Below are 18,561 nucleotides of genomic sequence, written 5' to 3'. Positions count from 1 at the left end.
TCAGCCCACCTCCGAGCGCATGGACGGCCCCCGGTGACTGGCCGAGGCGCACAACTCCTGCCACACCTGCTGCATCGACGCCGACGGCCGCGCGATCGCCACGCCCCAGCCCGCGCTGGTCAGCAAGCGCCGCGCGTCCTCGGGATCCGGCGCGGTGGCGTCCGTGCCACCGGCCCAGGCGTTCACGTCCAGCAGCACGGCCAGGCTGCGCATGCCGCGCGGCCGGTACCTGATCAGCTCTTCCACGGACGCCGGCGACACCCCGCCGAGCACCGCGATGACCTCCTGGCCCGCGCCGGGGTCGATCCCCGCGCTGAGCTCTCGCCGGTGCGAGCCCTGCAGCGCCGCCAGCGAGTCGAGCACCACGTGGTCGCTGTGCCCGCCGTCGGACGACCCGCCCGCGAGCACCCGCCCGTCCTCGGCGACCAGGCGCACCTGGTGGCCGAAGTGGTGCAGGTGCAGGCAGATCGACGCCACGAACGAGATCGACCATTCGAGTGAAGCCGTGGGTCCGCTGCCACGGTGCGCATGCACCCGGTGGTCCAGCAGCACCGTCGTGCCGCCGCGCCACGGACGTTCCTCGACGCGCACCATCAACTCGTCGCGCCGGGCCGTGGACCGCCAGTGGACCTTCCGCAGGTCGTCGCCGTGCCGGTACGGGCGCACCACCGCGTCGTCCTCGCCCTGCCCGGCCCGCAGCCGCACCGAGCCGTCGTCGCCCGCACCCATGCCGGAACCGCCGGGCAGACCCGCCAGCCGCACCACCCGCGGCACCACGACCAGCCGCGAGCGGCCGGCCAGCTCGCGGTCGAACTCCGCGAGGCCGAACGGGTCGGTGATCCGCGCCATCAGCGGGCCGACCTGCTGGATGCCGCGCATGACCGGCTTGAGCGGGTAGCGCAACGTCGTGGGCGCGTTGCGCGGCAACCGCTCCACCAGGAACCGCGGCCGCGCGCCCAGCGCGTACGGGACGGTGTCCTCGAGCATCAGTCCGCCCGTCGGCAACCGCCCGGTGCTGCGCAGGTCGAGCTTCACCTCGGACGCGGCCCCGACCGGCACGCGGCTCGGCGCGAGGAACCGGGCGGCGTGCAGGCCGACCCGAGCCCTCGTCGCGAGCCACGCGGCCAACAGGGGCAGCGCGATCACGAAGGCCGCGACCCGCAGCAGGTCGCGTTCGTTCAACACCGCGGCGCACACTCCGGCAGCGAACCCCGCGGCCAGCAAGCATCTTCCGCGCGTCGTCAGACCGGAGAGTGCGGTGCGCATGGTTAGCGTGGCGTCCCTGCGTTGTTGTTGTTCATGCTGCGGACGAATGCCGCGCTCGGGTCGAGTGCCGCCGTCGGCACCGGCACCCGCTGCAGCAGCGCCCTGATCAGTTCGGCGGGGGACCGGCGAGCGGCCTGCGCCTCCGCGGTCATCACGAGCCGGTGCGCGAGGACCGGGATCGCGATCGCGTGGATGTCGTCCGGCACCACGAAGTCACGACCGGCCAGCGCGGCTTGCGCCCGTGCGGCCCGCACGAGGTGCAACGTGGACCGCGGCGACGCGCCCAGCCGCAGCTCCGGCAGACGACGCGTGGCCGACACCAGCTCGACGGCGTACCGGCGCACCTCGGGGGAGAGGTGCACCCGGCGCACGGCTTCGATCAGCCGCAGGATCTGGGCCGCGTCCGAGACGGGCCGCAGGTCGTCGAGCGGGTTGTGGCCGGCGTGCTCGTCGACCATCGCGAGCTCGGCCGCCGGGTCGGGGTAGCCGACCGACACGCGCGCGGTGAACCTGTCGCGCTGCGCCTCGGGGAGGGCGTAGGTGCCCTCCATCTCGATCGGGTTCTGCGTCGCGATCACCATGAACGGCGACCCGAGCGGGTACGTGTGCGCGTCGACCGTGACCTGGTGCTCCTCCATGCACTCCAAGAGCGCGGACTGCGTCTTGGGGGAGGCGCGGTTGATCTCGTCGCCGACCACGATGTTCGCGAAGATCGGTCCCGGCCGGAATTCGAAGTCGTTCTCCTGCCGGTTGTAGATGGACGAGCCGGTGATGTCGCTCGGCAACAGGTCGGGCGTGAACTGCACGCGGCTCACCGTGCAGTCGATGGAGCGGGCAAGCGCTTTCGCGAGAGAGGTCTTGCCGACACCCGGCACGTCCTCCACGAGCAGGTGCCCCTCGGCGAGCAGCGTCACGAGGGCGAGCCGGACCACGTCGGGTTTGCCGACGAGCACCCGTTCGACGTTGGCGGCGATCCGCTGAACGGCGCCGTGCAACTCCCCCAGGACCTGATCGACCGGCGCGTGGCTGTTCGCGCTTGGGCTTCCCGGTGTCACTAAACCTCCAGCAGCCGTGTCCGGAACACGGACGTGTGAGCGTTTCACGCAGTGTGTCAAACCACGGCTAAGCGCCGTTACCCGAACTGCGAACGGATGCGACGTTCGCAGGGGCCGGTGTGCCAGGACCACCGTGACCATTTCGTCATCACGGTAGCGGGCCGCACCGACAGTCCCCTCCGACTGCTTACACCTGCGGGCCGCACCGGGTTCGCGCCACCACTTTCCACCTTCCCCCACCACCGCGTCCCAACCCCGTGTTTTGCCGCAAATTTCTAGGCCGTTCGAGTGCTGAATCGGGCCTGAACCCTCACTCGGCAAGGTGGTGACTGACCAGCTCCCCCACCATCCCCCCACGCCTCCCCACTTCGTCTACCAGGGCAAACGGGTCACGGGTTGGTGTGCAAACACCTGTTTCAGCGTTGACTGTGGTGAAAAGTGGGGTACTGTGGCGGCCGGTGGGGCAGACGGGGGCTCCACTGCCGGTCTCGTCGCCCGGCAAGGGAGGTGGCTGCCGTGTTCCTCGGCACTCACTACCCGCGCCTGGACGACAAAGGTCGGCTGACACTGCCTGCGAAGTTCCGGGACGAACTGGCGGGAGGTCTCATGGTCACCAAAGGCCAGGACCACTGCCTGTACGTGTTTCCCCGGGCTGAGTTCGAGCAGATGGCGAGGAAGGTCGCCGAGGCGCCGTTCACCAACGACGCCGTACGCGCCTACCAGAGGTATCTGTTCGCAGGTACGGACGAGCAGCGTCCGGACGGTCAGGGCCGCGTTCTGATCGCACCGGAACTGCGCCGGTATGCCGGGCTGACCAAGGAGTGCGTGGTCGTCGGCGCGTTCACCAGGATGGAGATCTGGGACGCGACCGCCTGGCAGACCTATCTCGAAGAGCACGAGGACGGCTACGCCACGGCTCGCGAGGAGGTCATACCGGGCGTCTTCTGATGGCGGTCAGCCGAGCAACAGGCCGGATGTTCCACACGCGATTCGGGTGCCGTGAGGCCTCGGTCCGCTCGACTATCGGCCCTGGCGCACCTTCCCCGGCGCCAGGTTCGACGGGCGGGCGGGGACCTGACGTCACCCGATCCGCGCATCAGGGGAGTAGAGGGACGATGGATCAGCCGCGGCACGTTCCGGTGCTGCTGGACCGCGTCCTGGAACTCTTCGCTCCGGCGCTCGAAGGCAAGCCCGCCGTCGTGGTCGACACGACGCTCGGCATGGGTGGCCACTCCGACGCGTTGTTGAGCGCCCACCCCGAACTCACGTTGATCGGCCTCGACCGCGACCCGCAGGCCATCGAGATGGCCGGCCAGCGGCTCGCGCGCCACGGTGACCGGGTCAAGCTCGTCAACGTCACCTACGACCACATCGACGAAGCCGTGGAGGACCTCGGCTACTCGCATGTGGACGGTGTGCTGATGGACCTCGGCGTGTCCTCGTTGCAGCTGGACGAGGAGGAGCGCGGGTTCGCGTACTCGAAGGACGCGCCGCTCGACATGCGGATGTCCAAGGGCACCGGCATGACGGCGGCGGACGTGCTCAACACGTACTCGCACGGCGACCTCGCGCGGATCCTCTCCACGTACGGCGAGGAGCGGTTCGCGGGCAAGATCGCGTCTGCGGTGCTGAAGGAACGCGAGAAGGAGCCGTTCACCAACTCCGGGCGACTGGTCGAGCTGCTGTACAACGTTGTCCCCGCGGCGTCGCGACGCACCGGCGGGCATCCGGCCAAGCGGACGTTCCAGGCGCTGCGGATCGAGGTCAACGGCGAGCTGGAGTCGTTGCGGCTGGCCCTGCCCGCCGCGCTCGGCGTGCTGGGCATCGGCGGGCGGATCGTCGTGGAGTCCTACCAGTCCCTTGAGGACCGGATGGTGAAGCAGGCGTTCGCGGAGCTGGCGAAGTCGAAGACGCCGCCGGGGCTGCCGGTCGAACTGCCGGGCCACGGGCCCGAGATCAAGTTGCTCACGAAGGGCGCGGAGCTCGCGTCGGAGCAGGAAATCGAGGACAACCCGCGCGCGGCGCCAGTGCGGCTGCGCGCGGCGGAACGGATCGGAGCACCGAGATGACGGCACCCGCACGGGTCGGCGAGCCGTCGCCCCGCGACCCCTCCAAGAAGCCGCGCGAGGACCAGGACAAGGCTCGGCGCCGGACCGCGGGTGCCGAACGCGCCTACGCCCGCCGGGCCCAGCGCGCCCAGAACCTGCGCGGCGGCGCTGCCGTGCCGCAGCAGAAGGCCGTGTCGAAGGCCCCGTTCGTGGTGCTGGTGATGCTCGTGCTGGGCGCGGGCGTCGCCGGGATCATGTACTTCTCGACCCAGGCCGCCGCGGACACGTACCGCCTGCAGGAGGCGCGGGCCGAGGCGGAGAAGCTGACGTTGCGGATGGAACAGCTGCGCCGCGAGGTGGCGCTGCTCGAGTCGCCGACCGACCTGGCCCGCCGGGCCACCGAGATGGGCCTCGTGGAGCCGTCGAACCCGGCGCGGCTGCGGCAGAACCCGGACGGCTCGATCGAGGAGTTCGGCAAGCCGAGCGCGCCGACCAAGTCGACGCCGCCGCCACCGCCGTCCCCGGAGACGCCCCCGGCCGGCCAGACGCCGCCCGCTGGTCAGACTCCGCCGCCCGGTAACCAGACTCCGCCGGCGGGTGGCTGATGCCGGGTCCGCAGCAGAGGGGGCCGCGCCGCCCGTTGTCGGTGCGCGGCCCTCGCCCGACCGCGCGCCTGAGCGGCAACAGCAGGCTGCGCATCGCGGTCGGCCGCATCCTGCTGATCGGCGCGCTGCTGATCGCGGGCGCGAAGCTCGTGCAGGTGCAGGGCATCCAGGCCGACGAGCTGGCGGAGCAGGCGCAGAAGCAGCGCACGACCCGGCAGAACATCCCCGCCGAACGCGGCTCGATCCTCGACCGCAACGGCAACCAGCTCGCGTTCTCGATCGAGGTGCGCGCGCTCTACATCCTGCCGCAGCGCGCCCGCAAGACGTGGGACGAGGCCCGCGCGAAGGACCCGGAGCGGTACCCGGTCAGCTACGACGACCACGCCCGTGAGGTCGCCAAGTTCATCTCCGCGACGCTCGGTCCCGAGGTCAACGGCGAGAAGACCGACGAGGAAACGATCTACCAGCAGCTGGTGAAGGACATCAGCTACGAGGTCCTGGTCAGCGAGGCGGAACCGGCCAAGGCGGCGAAGATCGTCGAGAAGTACCGGGCGGAGATCGGTTCCGAGTACCGCTCGAAGCGCATCTACCCCAACGGCGAGCTGGCGTCGAACATCATCGGCGCCGCGAACTGGCGCCAGGAGGAGAAGCCGCCGACCGTCCAGGGCATCCTCGGCCTGGAGAGCGCGCAGGACAACGTGCTCGCCGGTCGCATGGGCCGTCGTGTGGTCGACACGATGTCGGGCGACGACACCCTCGTCATCCCGAACACCGAACGCGAGCTCGTGCAGCCGTTGCCGGGCAAGAGCCTTGAACTGACCATCGACATCGACACCCAGTACGCGGTGCAGAAGATGGTCACCGACTACGCGAAGAAGTCGGGCGCGGCCAACGCTTCCGCCGTCGTGCTGGACAGCCGCACGGGCGAGATCGTCGCGATGGCCAACGACAAGACCTACGACCCGACCGACTTCGGCAAGGCCTCGGAGGACCAGAAGCGCAACGCGGCGGTCGCGTCGAGCTTCGAACCGGGTTCGGTGAACAAGATCGTCACGGCTGCCGCGGCCGTCGAGTACGGCCTCTTCAAGCCGGACGACGTGCTGCAGGTGCCGGGTTCGATCAAGGTCTCCGACCGCGTCATCAAGGACTGGTGGGCCCACGGCACCGTGCCGCTGTCGTTCAACGGCGTCTTCGCCAAGTCCTCGAACGTGGGCACGCTGATGGCGGCCCAGGAGGTCGGCAAGGAGCGCTACGCCGAGATGCTGCAGAAGTTCGGCCTGGGCCGCCGGCTCAACTCCGGTGTGCCCGCCGAGGAGTCCGGTGTCGTGCCGCCGCTGAACCAGTGGTCCGGCTCGACGTTCGGCAACCTGCCGATCGGCCAGGGTCTCTCGATGACGTTGCTGCAGATGACCGGTATGTACCAGGCCATCGCCAACGACGGCCTCCGCATGCCGCCCCGCCTGATCCGTGCCGAGATCGGCGAGGAGGGCGCGCGCAACGAGAAGCAGCGCCCGGAAGGCGTCCGCGTCGTCTCGCCGGAGACTGCGAAGACCGTGCGCGACATGTTCCGCTATGTCGCCCAGGTCAACCCGCGCGACGCGAACCAGAACGGCACCGGCCTCCCGGCGGCCCTGCCGGGCTACCAGATCTCGGGCAAGACCGGCACGGCCCAGCAGATCGACCAGACCTGCAAGTGTTACTCGCAGACGCAGTACTGGATCACGTTCGCCGGCATCCTCCCGGCGGACAACCCGCGCTACGTCGTCGGAATCATGCTCGACAACCCGCACGGCACCCCGCTCAGCGGGACGGCGGCGCCGTTGTTCCACGACATCGCCACCTACCTGACCCAGCGCTTCCAGGTGCCGATGTCGACGGAGCAGACGCCGTTCGTGCAGCTGCAGATGTAGCTCGTTTCGCGGGGTCGCGCATTCTTGGTGACGCCTGCGCTTCTTGCAAGTGATCTGAGACACGCCCAGGCGTGGCAATGATGCATTTCATTGTTTCACAGTGAAAATCACCCCGCACTTTTTCGTAATGAGACGCATTTCGCCAGGTCTAATACTCCGAAACCGGAGTGCAAGGCGAGATGGGGTTTGGCGTGCGTTCGTGGGGATATTTGATCTTGGTTGGCGCGGTGACGGCATCTGTTGTCCCCGCAGCTCAGGCGTCCGAAGAAGAGAGTTCCACGAAGTCGTACTGGCTGCACATGAACAGCACGCCGACGACGTCCGAAATGATCACGGCCGAGGCCTCGCGACGTTCCTACGTCGTGCTGAACGCCTGGGAAACCGATCTGGCCGCGAAGTTCAAGGCGGCCAATCCGAAGATCCAGACCTTCGTCTACAAGGACCTCTCCTCGACGCGCAGCTACGCGTGCTCGAACGGCGTCGACGAAACCGATCTCCCCACCGGCGTCGGCTACTGCGCGGCCGATCCCTCGTGGTTCCTGCTCGACTCCCAGGGGCAGCGCTTCGAGTACGACGGATACGAGGGCCACTGGCAGATGGACGTCGGCAACACCGACTACCAGAACGCCTGGGCCGACAACGTGATCGCATCGTCGCGTGGCGCGTTCGACGGCGTGTTCATGGACAACGCACTGTTCGCCTGCGACACCTACCACGATGGCGTCTGCCCGGCCTCGTACCCCACAGACGAGGCGATGCGCGACGCCTACCGCTCGATGCTCGCCAACACGAGGCAGAAGTTCGTCGACGCCGGCCTCAAAACCGTCGCCAACATGTCCAACGCCCGCCTCCACGACGGCGCGTGGGACTCCTACGTCGAGTACTTGGACGGCGGCTTCGACGAGTGGTGGCTGACCTTCAACGACAACGATCTCCTCTCCGAGTACCCGCAGGGCTGGAGCCGTCAGGTAGCCGAGATCGCCGCCAACGAGGCCAAGGGCAAGATCACCTGGGTGCAGCCGCACCACAGCGGCGCCGAGCAGCCGTTCCGCTACGCCTTCGCGAGCTACCTGCTGGCCGCCGGCTCACACGCGGCGATCTCCGAGATCCAGGAGACCGACCGCTACGACAACGCCTCCGTGTGGCGCCCCGAGTACGACTGGAACCTGGGCGCGGCCACCGGGCCGTACTTCTCGGTGGCGTCCAACGTGTTCCAGCGCGACTTCGTGTGCGGCACGGTGATCGTCAACGCGAACAAGACCGGCAGCTCAGCCGTCAACGTGCGGCTTGCTGACGCCCACACCAACGAAAAGGGCTCAACGGTCCATTCGGTGTCGCTGCCGGGCACGACGGGAACCGTCCTGCGCAAGGGCTGCTAGAGCCCAGCGGGGTTGCTCGCCGGTGATCCCCCAGATGAGCTGTTCGATCGGGTCGGGGTCCGCCATCCGCATGTCGATGGTGGACCACACCCGCAGGAAGCCGGGCAGTTCGAGATCGTCGTCCGTGCCGTCGAGGATCACTGGGATGACCCGTCGGCGGGCATCGCGCACGGACCAGTCGTTGATGAGGTGCATCTCGGCGTCGTGCCACGGCCCGAACCCGGCCGGTCCGATCAGCACAGCCGCCGACCTGCTCTTCTCAATTCCCTTCGCCATCTCGTCCTGCCACCGTGAACCGGGCTGGATGGCGTCGACGTCGAGCCAGGGCAGGATGCCGTGCGCTTCGAGCCGCCTGGCGATCTCCAATACCTGCGTTTTGTCCTTCACGTTGTGGCACAGGAAGACGTCGTAGTCCTCGGCCTCGCGCTTGCCCTTGAGGGTCGTGGCGGCGACGTCCTGGTCGCGTTGGGCGTTGGCGTTGGCGTTCATCTCCGCGACCGCCGGCCGGACGTCGGGCTGGTCGGCATCAGTGATCGAGACGACTCCGTCGCAGATCTGACAGATCACCGTCGTGAGGCCGCGGCCGAGCCTGCGCTGCACGACTTCGTCGTCGATCGCGTAGTTGCACGGCCGGCACCTGCGCACCCGGCGCGTCACGACGTTGCCTGCCCGTTGCTCCAAGTGCTCGACGACGTAGACCTCGAACTGCCGCCGGACGATCGGCTGGGCGCGCTCGTCGTGGAACAGCACCAGTTCGCCCCTGCCCTCCGCGATCTCGCGGATGGCGATGCCGCAGGTTCCTCCCGCGTCCGCGAGGTACGAGGCGGAGTTGTGGTACATCGGGCCGCGCTGGAACAGTCTGGAGTGCGAGAGCCGCACCGCGAGCGTCGAGTAGATCGACTGCAGGTCGCCGTCGAACGTGAACACCACGTCCTGTCCTGGCACCTGCGGGGCCTCCGGCCGTTCCCTGGTGAACTGCGACGGAAAGATCAGGTCGACTTCCTTGTCGGTGACCTCCTTCAGCGCGATCTCGCGCCGCAGCAGCTCCTCCACGACCGTGATCAACAGGATTCGCTCCTGCTGCTCGTTGGTCAGCCGTTCGGACTCGGGCATCCGGAAGGTACCCGCGAGCGCGTCCGCCTCAGGTACGAAGCCGAGCCCGTCCGGCTCGTCCTTCGCAGCCTGCACCAGCGAGGACACGTAGGCGTCCAGGAGCTCTGGCCGCAACAGGACGTAGTCGCCGAATGCCATCCGCCTGATGACGCCGACGCTCTCCAGTCGTCCGAGACAGGTCGTGAACCTGTCCAGCAGGTGCTCGGCCGGCGTCTCCTCCTGCCGGAGGCGGCGAAAGCTGTGCAACAGATCGTCCACAGTAGACAGAATGCGGCCCTGGCGCTTCTCCTCGAGCACGAAGTCCTTGATCGACTGGAACAACGCCGTCGAGCTGACGACGGGCACGGCGTCCCAGTCGATCGCACCACGCGCCGCGCGGATCAGCTCGTCGACGCCCCACCCTTCCTTCGCACTGGTCTCGATGAACCCGTCGAACCCGTACTGCTGAACGGCCCGCTCGATCCTCGCCCTGCTCACCGCCGTGCCACCACGATCGGTCCGTGCGGCTACCAGAAAAGCCTTCAGCCGCACAGCGGCCGCGCCGTCGAGCCGCCTCGCCTGCGCCAGCGCGCGGCTCCAGTACTGCACGCCGGCGAACGGATCCGTCTCGCTGCGCGCGTCGAACACCACCAGCGCCACCGCGATTTCGTTGAGGTGCAACTGGTGCACCATCCGGTAGCCGGGCTGGCCTGCGAGGTCCCACAGCAGCGTTTCCCTCGTCTGGACGTCGCCGGACGGTGTCGTCTCGATGGACTTCTCGAACGTCCAGACGTTGCGGCCGTGCGTCGAGTCCGTCGGTGCGAACGGCTGGCCGCTCATCACGAGGCCCAGCCCCGACTTGCCGACGCCGGTGTCTCCGACGAGCACGATCTTGGCGTTGGCGTACCTGCGTGACGTCCGTGCAGCACCGATCCTGCCGAGCACCTGGTGGTCGAGACGGACGACGTCGACGCCGTTGCGGTCCTTGATCGCGAGCAGCGGCTTCGTCGGGTGGAAGGCGAGTCCGCCGCGGCCGCTGATCTCCTCGCGGGGCAGCACCGCGACGCACTGCCAGTCCTCGCACCGCCAGATCCTGATCGTGTTGTCCATCGACATCGACGCGAGGTACTCACCGTTCGGGGAGAACCTGGCGCAGGTGACGAGCTTGGTGTGTCCCTCCAGGACCGAGGCACCGTCAAAGCGGAAGAAAGGAATGATCTCGATCTCGGGCTTGCCCGGCGGGGTGAAGGCGATCAGGCCATGCCCGCTCTCCTGCACCAAGATGTCGCGCGCGTGCATGGCGAATTCGACTGCATGCACCACTTCGCCGCTCGTGAGTGCTACGCACACGGTGCCCCCGGCGGCGACCCAGATGTGGTCGGCGTCCTTGGACCAGCGGGGTTTCAGGCGGTATGACTGATGTTCGAGGTTTTTGAACGTTGTCACCGTGCGTTGTTCGCCGGTGGCGGCGTCCACTATCCACAGCCCCAGAGGACTGAACACGGCCAGCGATCCGCCGTCCGGCGACCAGGCGACCCGGCTGAGAGGCCCGATCTCGCACAGTTCGCGGGTCGACCCGTCCTCGAAACGCGTGAGCATCAGACGACGTGACTCGGTCTTCCGCGTCCGCTGCACTACCGCCGCGATTGGACGCGTCGGATGCCAGTCGAGGTCGGTGAGGTTGGGCAGCTCACCGATGACGTGCGGTGGCAGGTGCTCCGCGACTCGCCAGCACGCGACCGTTTCGCCGCCGTAGCTGGTCGTCAACAGGTCGCCGTCGGACGACCAGTTCAGCTGGGTGACCGCGCGAGGGTCGGATGTCAGCCCGCGGTGGACGAAGTCGACGCCCTCCGCTGGGCCTGTGAGCGTGAGTTGAGCCTCTCCATGCGCAGCGCGAGGCGTGCGCCGTGCGAATCCGTCCTCGTGGATGGTGATCAGCGACTGCAGGTTGCGCATGCTGAGGCTGTCCAGCGTCTTCGACCACAGCTTGGCGAGAGCGAACGACTGGTTTGCCGCGAGGCGTATTCCTCTGGTGTCCGGCCGCACGAACAGCCGCAGGAGCACCAGGTTCGCCGTGTAAATGGCGCGTTCCACGTCGGATGACGCAGGGCGGTGGGCCGGGCGCACATAGGTGTCGGTCCGGCTGAGGTACCCCTGGATCAGGTCGTCGAGCGTCTTGGTCAGCCGTGCCCGTTGCTGTGCAGGCATTCCGTCGGTGACCTGCGGGAGGAAGGTCAACGTGGCCGGCCGGAGAGACAGCAGGGTGTGCGACAGCAACGAGGACAGCAGCGCGTCGTTCTGCAACAGCACGTCCACGACCAGCGAGGCGATGCGGTACTCGGCGAACGAGGCAGGTTGCTGTTCCAGGTCGCGGAGCACGGATTCGACGGTGCTCATGTCCGTGTGACCGAGTGCCGCGAGATCGGCGCGGAGCTCTTCGGCGGAGATCGGCCGCCAGCCGCGGTTGAGCATTCCCAGCGCGGCGGCGCCCGGCACCGGGAAGTCGGGCGATTGTGACGCCAACGCGTCGATGGCGGCCGCGAACACATCTCTCGGCACGACGCTCTCGTTGGGTGCGGAGGGATCGGTAATCTGCTGCGTGAGCAGCAACAACCCCAACGGTTTCGCGCGAGATCCGGATGAGCGAGTGCGGCCTCGACCGTCATGGGACGTCGTTGCGTGTCGGCCGTCGCCTGGTTCCACGCCGAGATCCACCGGCCGATCTGGTCGTCGTCGAAGTCCGCGAGCGCGACCACGGGGGTGCCGTCCGGGATGAGCAGCTGGTCCAGGAACGACGTCCGGGTGGTGACCAGCACCGCCACTGGGCGGCCGACCCTGGCCTCCATGCGCTGAAACCAGACGACTTCGTCGAGGAAGCTCCGCGACGAGCCAGGGACCTGCGGCATCTCGTCGAGACCGTCGAGGACCACGAGGCACGTCTTGCCGATGCCCTGGCGGACGAGGTCGGCCCACTCGACCCGGCCGTCGGTCTGATCCCGCAGGGCCTCCTTGATCTGGTTCTGGACGGATGCTCCTGAGGCGGTGGTTCGCAGCGGCACGCGAACGACGATGTAGTCGGTGTCGGGCCTGCGGGCGGCGAATTCCATCGTCAGCGCCGACTTCCCAGAGCCCGGCCCGCCGATGACCAGCATGGGCAGCCGGTAGGCATCGGGGCTGGTGAAATGACGGACGAGCATCAGGTTCAAGTCATGTCGGAGCTGTGTCTCGGACGACCACCAGCTCTCGTCGGCCAGCCTCGCCAGCGGGCTGGCCACGGCCAGGCGGTAGCCGGCGGCGATGTAGAGAGCGCCGAGCGGAGGAAGGACCGGGTTGCTCGGCAGCGGGGAGTTCAACGCGGCTTCGTTCGCGCTGTGCAACGTCGCATGCGCGTCGTTCGCCACGTTGTCGATCCAGTGGTCCGCTGCAGCATCCGCGCGCCGGCGTGGCCGCATCTCGGCCCACGTCGCGAACTCGGGCAGGTCCACGGCCAAGGCGCGGAAGTCCATCTCGTAACGGGCGACCACCCGTGTCACGAACGCGGCCTCCAGCAGCAGCTTGCTGCCACCGCGCGGGCTCGTTCTGCGCAGGATCCGGTGGACGCGCTCGCCCCGGTCGGCCGCCCACCTGCCGACGGTGCTGACGTTGTCGGCGAAGAACCGGGTGATGGAAGGCGCAGGCACCTCGTCCGAGTACAGGTACGAGACGAACGAATGATCTTCTTGCTGCCATTCGCTCTCGTCCGCGACATCGAGGTCGTCGGTCAGCAACTCGCGGGCTGTCTCGAAGAACGCCGTCGCGACCAGCACCGTGTGCACGGCGATGACCGGGTCCAGCCGACCGCTCCTGCTCATGCCCGGCAGCTGGACGATCAAGTCCGCCAGCCGGTCCTGGACCAGCTTCGGCGCCTCACCACCGTCGATCCACCCGTACAGACCCCGGATCGACGTGTGGATCGAAGTGCCCGTCAGCACCCGTCCCAGCAGCCGGTCGACCGCGTCCAACCAGGCGGTGTCGTCCTGGGCGAGGGTCAGCAGGGCGCCTCGGAGCGTAGTCGCGTCGACAGGCGGCATCGGCACAGACTAAAGACTTCGTGCGCGGCCGAACGAGCTTTCGGCTATGGCATCACCCGGTCGTCGTGCAGAGGCTCGGGTCGAGCCACCAACACCGGACAAGCGGCGTGGTAGAGCGCAGCACGGGTGATCAAGCCGACCCCGTCGTGCTGCCCACCGCGTCCCACGACAACGAGGTCCGAGTCCAAAGAGGCCAGCGCTTCGTGCGGATGACGGGACTCGACGACCACCTCGGGCGTGAGCTCAGGAGCCGTGGTGCGCAAGAACAGCACGGCGCGGCGGACGGCGGCCTCGTCGCGGGGTACGGAGACGCCGTGCTGGGCCGGCGGGTGGACGTGGAGGAGGCGCAGAGACGCTCGGCGGGTGCGGCAGAGCTCGACCGCGCGTCGGAGCACGACCGGGTCTTCGCACCCGCCGACGGCCGCGGTGATCCAGCCGTACTCGCCACGGATCGCCGGGGGTCGTCCGCGCACCACTACGACTCCGCACCGCGCGCGGCGCAACACCGGGAGGACGAGGGAGCCCAGACCCAGGCTGCGGTGCTGTTCGCCCTTGCACCCCAAGACCAAGGTCGCGCTGGAGTCCGACGCCCTCACCAGTGCGGCCACCGGGTCGTCTCCGCTCGGGCGGAAGTGGGCGGTGAGCATGGGGAGTCGTTCCAGGACTCGCTGGACCGTCGTGTCGCTGGGGTCCGCGAGGTAGACCTGGAGGTCTGTGCGCAGCGACCACGCGTGGCGCGCGGCCCACTCGAAAGCGTGATACGCGGTTTCGGAAGTGTCGACACCTACCGTCACGGAACGACTGAAATCCGGTGCCCAGAAGGAAAACCTCCTGGGTTGCACCGTCGTGGTTGTTCTCATCGCCGCCTCCTGCCGCCTCATACCTCACCGCGCGTGCCCCGGCGTCCACAGGGCCCAAAGTCCCAAACCGGGCAGGAACTTGTTCGGCCGGACGGGCTCACTCCTGAAGCGCAACCCACAAGGCCACTCGAACGGCCCATCCGGGCAGATCATCACCCGATTGCCAACGCGGCGCTCGGCCACTTCGCGCACGCCGGTAGCCTCTTGCCCGTGCCTGCCAAGCTCGAGGGCAAGGTCGCGACCGCCCCGCCCCGCCCCAACGCCGTTCGCCCTGCTTCCGTGGCTGCTCTCGCCGCGGTCGCCGACGTGCACCTGACCAGGCCAGCGCATGCCGACGTCCAGGTGACGGGGGTGACGCTGCGTGCTCAGCACGTGGTCCCCGGTGACCTCTACGCCGCGCTGCCCGGTGCCAGGGTCCACGGTGCCGACTTCGCCGAGACGGCCATCGCCAACGGTGCCGTCGCGGTGCTCACGGACGAAGCCGGTGCCGCTCGCGAGGCCCTGAAGGACCTGCCCGTGCTGATCCACCCGCGCCCGCGCGAGGTGGTGGGCCTGCTCGCCGCGCACGTCTACGGCCGGCCGTCGACGAAGATCAAGCTGTGGGGGGTCACCGGCACGTCCGGCAAGACCACCACCACGTACATGATCGAGTCCGTGCTGAAGGCCGCCGGCAAGCAGACGGGTCTCATCGGCACGGTCGGCACCCGCATCGGCACCGAGCAGCTCGACAGCTCGCACACCACGCCGGAGGCGCCGGACCTGCAGGCGCTGTTCGCGGTCATGGCCGAGCGCGGCATCACCGACGTCGCGATGGAGGTGTCGAGCCACGCGCTGGAGCTGGGCCGGGTCGCCGCCACCGAGTTCGAGATCGGCGCGTTCACCAACCTCAGCCAGGACCACCTCGACTTCCACGCCTCGATGGAGGAGTACTTCGAGGTGAAGGCGCAGCTGTTCGACGGCCGCGCGCGCAAGGAGGTCGTCTGCGTCGACGGCGAGTGGGGCGAGCGGCTCGTGAAGCCCAGCACCATCACCGTCGCCACCACCAAGCCCGCCACCTGGACCGCGAGCAACGTCGAGGTGAGCGCGACCGGTGAGCAGACGTTCACCGCGCACGGTCCCGACGGCGACATCGAGATCCACCTCCCGCTCGCGGGCAGCTTCAACGTCGCGAACGCCCTGCTCGCGATCGCCTGCCTGCACGCGGAGGGCATCAGCGCCGAAGCCATCGCCGAAGGCCTGAGCAACGTCCAGGTCCCCGGCCGCATGCAGCGCGTCGACGAGGGCCAGAGCTTCACCGCGGTCGTCGACTACTCGCACAAGCCCGCCGCCGTCGCGCTCGCACTGGACGCGGTGCGGGCGAAGACCGACGGCCGGGTGATCATCGTGCTCGGCTGCGGCGGTGACCGCGACCGGGCCAAGCGGCCGCTGATGGGCGAGGCCGCGGCGCAACGAGCCGACGTGTTGATCATCACCGATGACAACCCGAGGAGCGAAGACGCGTCCTCCATCAGGGCCGCCATGCTCGAAGGGGCCCTCGCCACCGCGAACAGGGGCGAGGTGCTCGAGATCGGCGACCGGAAGCTCGCGATCGAGAAGGCCGTCGAGCTGGCACATCCGGGAGATGTCGTCGTCGTGGCGGGCAAGGGACACGAGACGGGACAAGAGATCGCCGGCGTGATCCACCCGTTCTCGGACGTCGAGACGCTGACCGCCGCGATCAGAAAGGCGCACCGTTGATCGCACTCACGCTCGCCGAGATCGCTGAGATCGTCGGCGGACGGTTGCACGCAACCGATGGCTCCCCGGTGGTCACGGGTTCCATCGAGTTCGACACCCGCAAGGTCACCGAGGGTGGCCTCTTCCTGGCCCTGCCCGGTGAACGCGTGGACGGCCACGACTTCGCCGCCCAGGCCGTTTCCCAAGGCGCGGCGGGTGTGCTGGCCGGCCGGGAGGTCGACGCCCCCGCGGTGATCGCGCCGCCGGTGGAGGCCAAGCACGCCGACGCTTACGTGCTCGCGGGTGACAAGACCGGCGAGGGCGCCGCGGTGCTGGCCGCGCTGGCCAAGCTCGCCAGGCACGTCACCGACCGGCTGAAGGACCTCACGATCGTCGGCGTCACCGGTTCGGCCGGCAAGACGTCCACGAAGGACCTGATCGCCCAGGTGCTGCGGCCGGTCGGCGACGTCATCGCGCCGCCGGAGTCGTTCAACAACGAGCTGGGCCACCCGTGGACCGCGCTCCGGTCGACCGAGGACACCAGGTTCCTCGTGCTGGAGCTGTCCGCGCGCGGCATCGGCCACATCGCGAACCTCTGCGAGATCGCCCCGCCGAAGTTCGGCGCCGTGCTGAACGTCGGCACCGCCCACCTCGGCGAGTTCGGCTCACGTGAGGGCATCGCGCAGGGCAAGGGTGAGCTCATCGAGTCGCTGCCGGAAGACGGCGTCGCGATCCTCAACGCCGACGACCCGCTGGTCGCGGGCATGGCGAGCCGCACGAAGGCCAAGGTCGTCCTCGTCGGTGAGAATCCCAAAGCGGACGTCCGGGCGGAGAACATCGAGCTGGACGAGCAGGCCCGCGCGAGCTTCACGCTGAAGACCGCGCAGGGCGACGCGCAGGTCAAGCTCGGCCTGCACGGTCCGCACCAGGTCTCGAACGCGCTGGTCGCCGCCGCCATCGCACTCGAGCTCGGCGCCACGCCGGCAGAGGTCGCGGAACGGCTCGGCGCGGCGGAACGGGTTTCCGCACACCGCATGGTGATCACCGACCGGGCCGATGGCGTGACAGTCATCGACGACGCGTACAACGCGAACCCGGACTCGGTGCGGGCGGCGTTGAAGGCACTCGCGACGATCTCGCGCGCCACCACGCCTGCCCGCCGCAGCTGGGCCGTGCTCGGCCCGATGGCGGAACTGGGCGACGACGCGGTGCGCGAGCACGACGAGATCGGCCGCCTGGTGGTACGCCTGGACATCAGCAAGCTGGTCGTCGTCGGTGAAGCGGCCCGCGCGATGCACCAGGGTGCGCACCTGGAAGGATCTTGGGGAGACGAATCCGTCAGGGTGCCGGACGCGGACGCGGCGATCGAGTTGCTGCAGGGGGAAGTCCGGCCCGGTGACGTAGTGCTGGTCAAGGCATCCAACGCCTATCGCCTGTGGCGCATTGCCGAGGCCCTGCTGGAGGCAGGAACCAAGTGAAGAGCATCCTGATCGCGGCAGCGATCGCACTCGCGGTGTCGATCCTGCTGACGCCCTACCTGATCAAGATCTTCTCCCGTCAGGGCTTCGGCCAGGAGATCCGCGAGGACGGTCCGCAGCACCACAAGACCAAGCGCGGCACGCCGACCATGGGTGGTCTCGCCATCCTGGTCGCGATGTGGGCCGGCTACCTCGGCACGCACCTCGTGAACTCGATGTCGGCATCGGCGTCCGGCCAGACCCCGACGGCGTCCGGCCTGCTCGTGCTGATGCTGACGACGTCGCTGGGGCTCGTCGGCTTCCTCGACGACTTCATCAAGATCCGCAAGGCGCGCAACCTGGGCCTGAACAAGACGGCGAAGCTGGTCGGCCAGTTCATCGCGACGATCACGTTCGCGGTCCTGGTGTTGCAGTTCCCCAACAAGGACGGCCTGACGCCCGCGTCGGTCAACCTGTCGTTCGTCCGCGACATCACCGTGGTCTCGTTCGGCATGATCGGCTTCGTCGTCTTCTGCTACGGCATGGTCGCCGCCTGGTCCAACGCCGTGAACCTGACCGACGGCCTCGACGGTCTGGCCGGTGGCTCGTCGGCGATGGTGTTCGGCACCTACGTGGTGATCTCGTTCTGGCAGTTCCGCTACAACTGCTCCACCTTCGCCGTCGCCGGCTGCTACGACGTGCGCGACCCGCTGGACCTGGCGGTGATCGCCGCGGCCGCGATGGCGGGTTGCATCGGCTTCCTCTGGTGGAACGCCGCTCCCGCCAAGATCTTCATGGGTGACACCGGTTCGCTCGCGCTCGGCGGCCTGGTCGCGGGTCTCGCGATCGCGACCCGCACCGAGCTGCTGATGATCGTCATCGGTGGTCTGTTCGTGGTCGAGGCCCTGTCGGTGGCGCTGCAGGTCGCGGTCTTCCGCACCTCACGACGGCGCCTGTTCCGGATGGCGCCGTTCCACCACCACTTCGAGCTCGCCGGGTGGGCGGAAACCACGGTCATCATCCGGTTCTGGCTGATGGGCGGCATCTGCTGCATGTTCGGTCTTGGCGTGTTCTACAGCGAGTGGCTGACAGGCGGGTTCTAG

13 protein-coding genes are annotated in these 18,561 nt (G+C 68.5%); 8 read left to right on the top strand and 5 right to left on the bottom strand.

The features are described from left to right. Together DI276_RS39135 and DI276_RS39130 are read right to left on the bottom strand one after the other, a co-directional pair. Positions 1 to 1,266, bottom strand: coding sequence for a DUF58 domain-containing protein (locus DI276_RS39135; RefSeq protein WP_112273236.1), 1,266 nt, complete (start codon positions 1,264 to 1,266; stop codon positions 1 to 3). Between the two features lie 2 nt (positions 1,267 to 1,268). Continuing rightward, positions 1,269 to 2,321 (bottom strand): AAA family ATPase, encoded by a 1,053-nt coding sequence (locus DI276_RS39130; RefSeq protein WP_408610618.1) that lies wholly within the window; start codon positions 2,319 to 2,321, stop codon positions 1,269 to 1,271. A gap of 516 nt (positions 2,322 to 2,837) precedes the next feature. Between DI276_RS39130 and mraZ the strand changes: the two genes are divergently transcribed. The 5 genes from mraZ (at position 2,838) to DI276_RS39105 (ending at position 8,263) form a co-directional block, all read left to right on the top strand. Then, the gene (gene mraZ, locus DI276_RS39125) at positions 2,838 to 3,269 is read left to right on the top strand and encodes a division/cell wall cluster transcriptional repressor MraZ (RefSeq protein WP_112273234.1); all 432 of its coding nucleotides are present in this window, start codon (positions 2,838 to 2,840) and stop codon (positions 3,267 to 3,269) included. 167 nt (positions 3,270 to 3,436) lie between these two features. Then, the gene (gene rsmH, locus DI276_RS39120; protein ID WP_112273232.1) at positions 3,437 to 4,390 is read left to right on the top strand and encodes a 16S rRNA (cytosine(1402)-N(4))-methyltransferase RsmH; all 954 of its coding nucleotides are present in this window, start codon (positions 3,437 to 3,439) and stop codon (positions 4,388 to 4,390) included. Further along, the gene (locus tag DI276_RS39115; protein ID WP_112273230.1) at positions 4,387 to 4,974 is read left to right on the top strand and encodes a hypothetical protein; all 588 of its coding nucleotides are present in this window, start codon (positions 4,387 to 4,389) and stop codon (positions 4,972 to 4,974) included. The genes rsmH and DI276_RS39115 overlap by 4 nt, the downstream gene beginning before the upstream one ends. Continuing rightward, entirely contained in the window at positions 4,974 to 6,884 is a 1,911-nt protein-coding gene (locus tag DI276_RS39110; protein WP_112273219.1) for a peptidoglycan D,D-transpeptidase FtsI family protein, read from the top strand. The genes DI276_RS39115 and DI276_RS39110 overlap by 1 nt, the downstream gene beginning before the upstream one ends. A 227-nt stretch (positions 6,885 to 7,111) precedes the next feature. After that, a complete protein-coding gene (locus DI276_RS39105; RefSeq protein ID WP_157985230.1) occupies positions 7,112 to 8,263 on the top strand; it encodes a putative glycoside hydrolase in 1,152 nt (383 codons plus the stop codon). Here DI276_RS39105 and DI276_RS39100 read toward each other — a convergent pair. The 3 genes from DI276_RS39100 to DI276_RS39095 form a co-directional block, all read right to left on the bottom strand. Further along, a complete protein-coding gene (locus DI276_RS39100; RefSeq protein WP_232837237.1) occupies positions 8,201 to 10,654 on the bottom strand; it encodes a TIR domain-containing protein in 2,454 nt (817 codons plus the stop codon). The two genes, DI276_RS39105 and DI276_RS39100, sit on opposite strands and share 63 nt — an antisense overlap. Positions 10,655 to 11,748: 1,094 nt before the next feature. Then, positions 11,749 to 13,425, bottom strand: a complete 1,677-nt coding sequence (locus tag DI276_RS52725; RefSeq protein WP_232837220.1) for an NACHT domain-containing protein — start codon at positions 13,423 to 13,425, stop codon at positions 11,749 to 11,751. Positions 13,426 to 13,469: 44 nt separating this feature from the next. Beyond that, on the bottom strand, positions 13,470 to 14,219 hold the full coding sequence (locus DI276_RS39095; RefSeq protein ID WP_157985228.1) for a universal stress protein: 750 nt from the start codon (positions 14,217 to 14,219) through the stop codon (positions 13,470 to 13,472). Positions 14,220 to 14,495: 276 nt separating this feature from the next. Here DI276_RS39095 and DI276_RS39090 point away from each other — a divergent pair, with 276 nt between their 5' ends. Genes DI276_RS39090 through mraY form a run of 3 tightly spaced genes read left to right on the top strand, consistent with a single transcriptional unit; the run spans position 14,496 to position 18,561 of the window. Further along, positions 14,496 to 16,022, top strand: coding sequence for a UDP-N-acetylmuramoyl-L-alanyl-D-glutamate--2,6-diaminopimelate ligase (locus DI276_RS39090; RefSeq protein WP_112273211.1), 1,527 nt, complete (start codon positions 14,496 to 14,498; stop codon positions 16,020 to 16,022). Further along, positions 16,019 to 17,479: a UDP-N-acetylmuramoyl-tripeptide--D-alanyl-D-alanine ligase gene (locus tag DI276_RS39085; RefSeq protein WP_112273209.1), complete on the top strand. Its 1,461-nt coding sequence runs from the start codon at positions 16,019 to 16,021 to the stop codon at positions 17,477 to 17,479. Before DI276_RS39090 ends, DI276_RS39085 begins: the two co-directional genes overlap by 4 nt. Next, positions 17,476 to 18,561 (top strand): phospho-N-acetylmuramoyl-pentapeptide-transferase, encoded by a 1,086-nt coding sequence (mraY, locus tag DI276_RS39080; protein ID WP_112273207.1) that lies wholly within the window; start codon positions 17,476 to 17,478, stop codon positions 18,559 to 18,561. Before DI276_RS39085 ends, mraY begins: the two co-directional genes overlap by 4 nt.

The organism is Lentzea terrae (genome assembly GCF_003265345.1).
Taxonomy (GTDB): domain Bacteria; phylum Actinomycetota; class Actinomycetes; order Mycobacteriales; family Pseudonocardiaceae; genus Lentzea; species Lentzea terrae.
This window is presented reverse-complemented; position numbering and strand designations above follow the sequence as displayed.

Bases quoted from the DNA above. Each gene is read 5' to 3' on its own strand.
- DI276_RS39135 (WP_112273236.1), bottom strand. From the start codon at position 1,266: ATGCGCACCGCACTCTCCGGTCTGACGACGCGCGGAAGATGCTTGCTG.
- DI276_RS39115 (WP_112273230.1), top strand. From the start codon at position 4,387: ATGACGGCACCCGCACGGGTCGGCGAGCCGTCGCCCCGCGACCCCTCC.
- DI276_RS39110 (WP_112273219.1), top strand. From the start codon at position 4,974: ATGCCGGGTCCGCAGCAGAGGGGGCCGCGCCGCCCGTTGTCGGTGCGC.
- DI276_RS39100 (WP_232837237.1), bottom strand. From the start codon at position 10,654: ATGCACGCGCGCGACATCTTGGTGCAGGAGAGCGGGCATGGCCTGATC.
- rsmH (WP_112273232.1), top strand. From the start codon at position 3,437: ATGGATCAGCCGCGGCACGTTCCGGTGCTGCTGGACCGCGTCCTGGAA.
- DI276_RS52725 (WP_232837220.1), bottom strand. From the start codon at position 13,425: ATGCCGCCTGTCGACGCGACTACGCTCCGAGGCGCCCTGCTGACCCTC.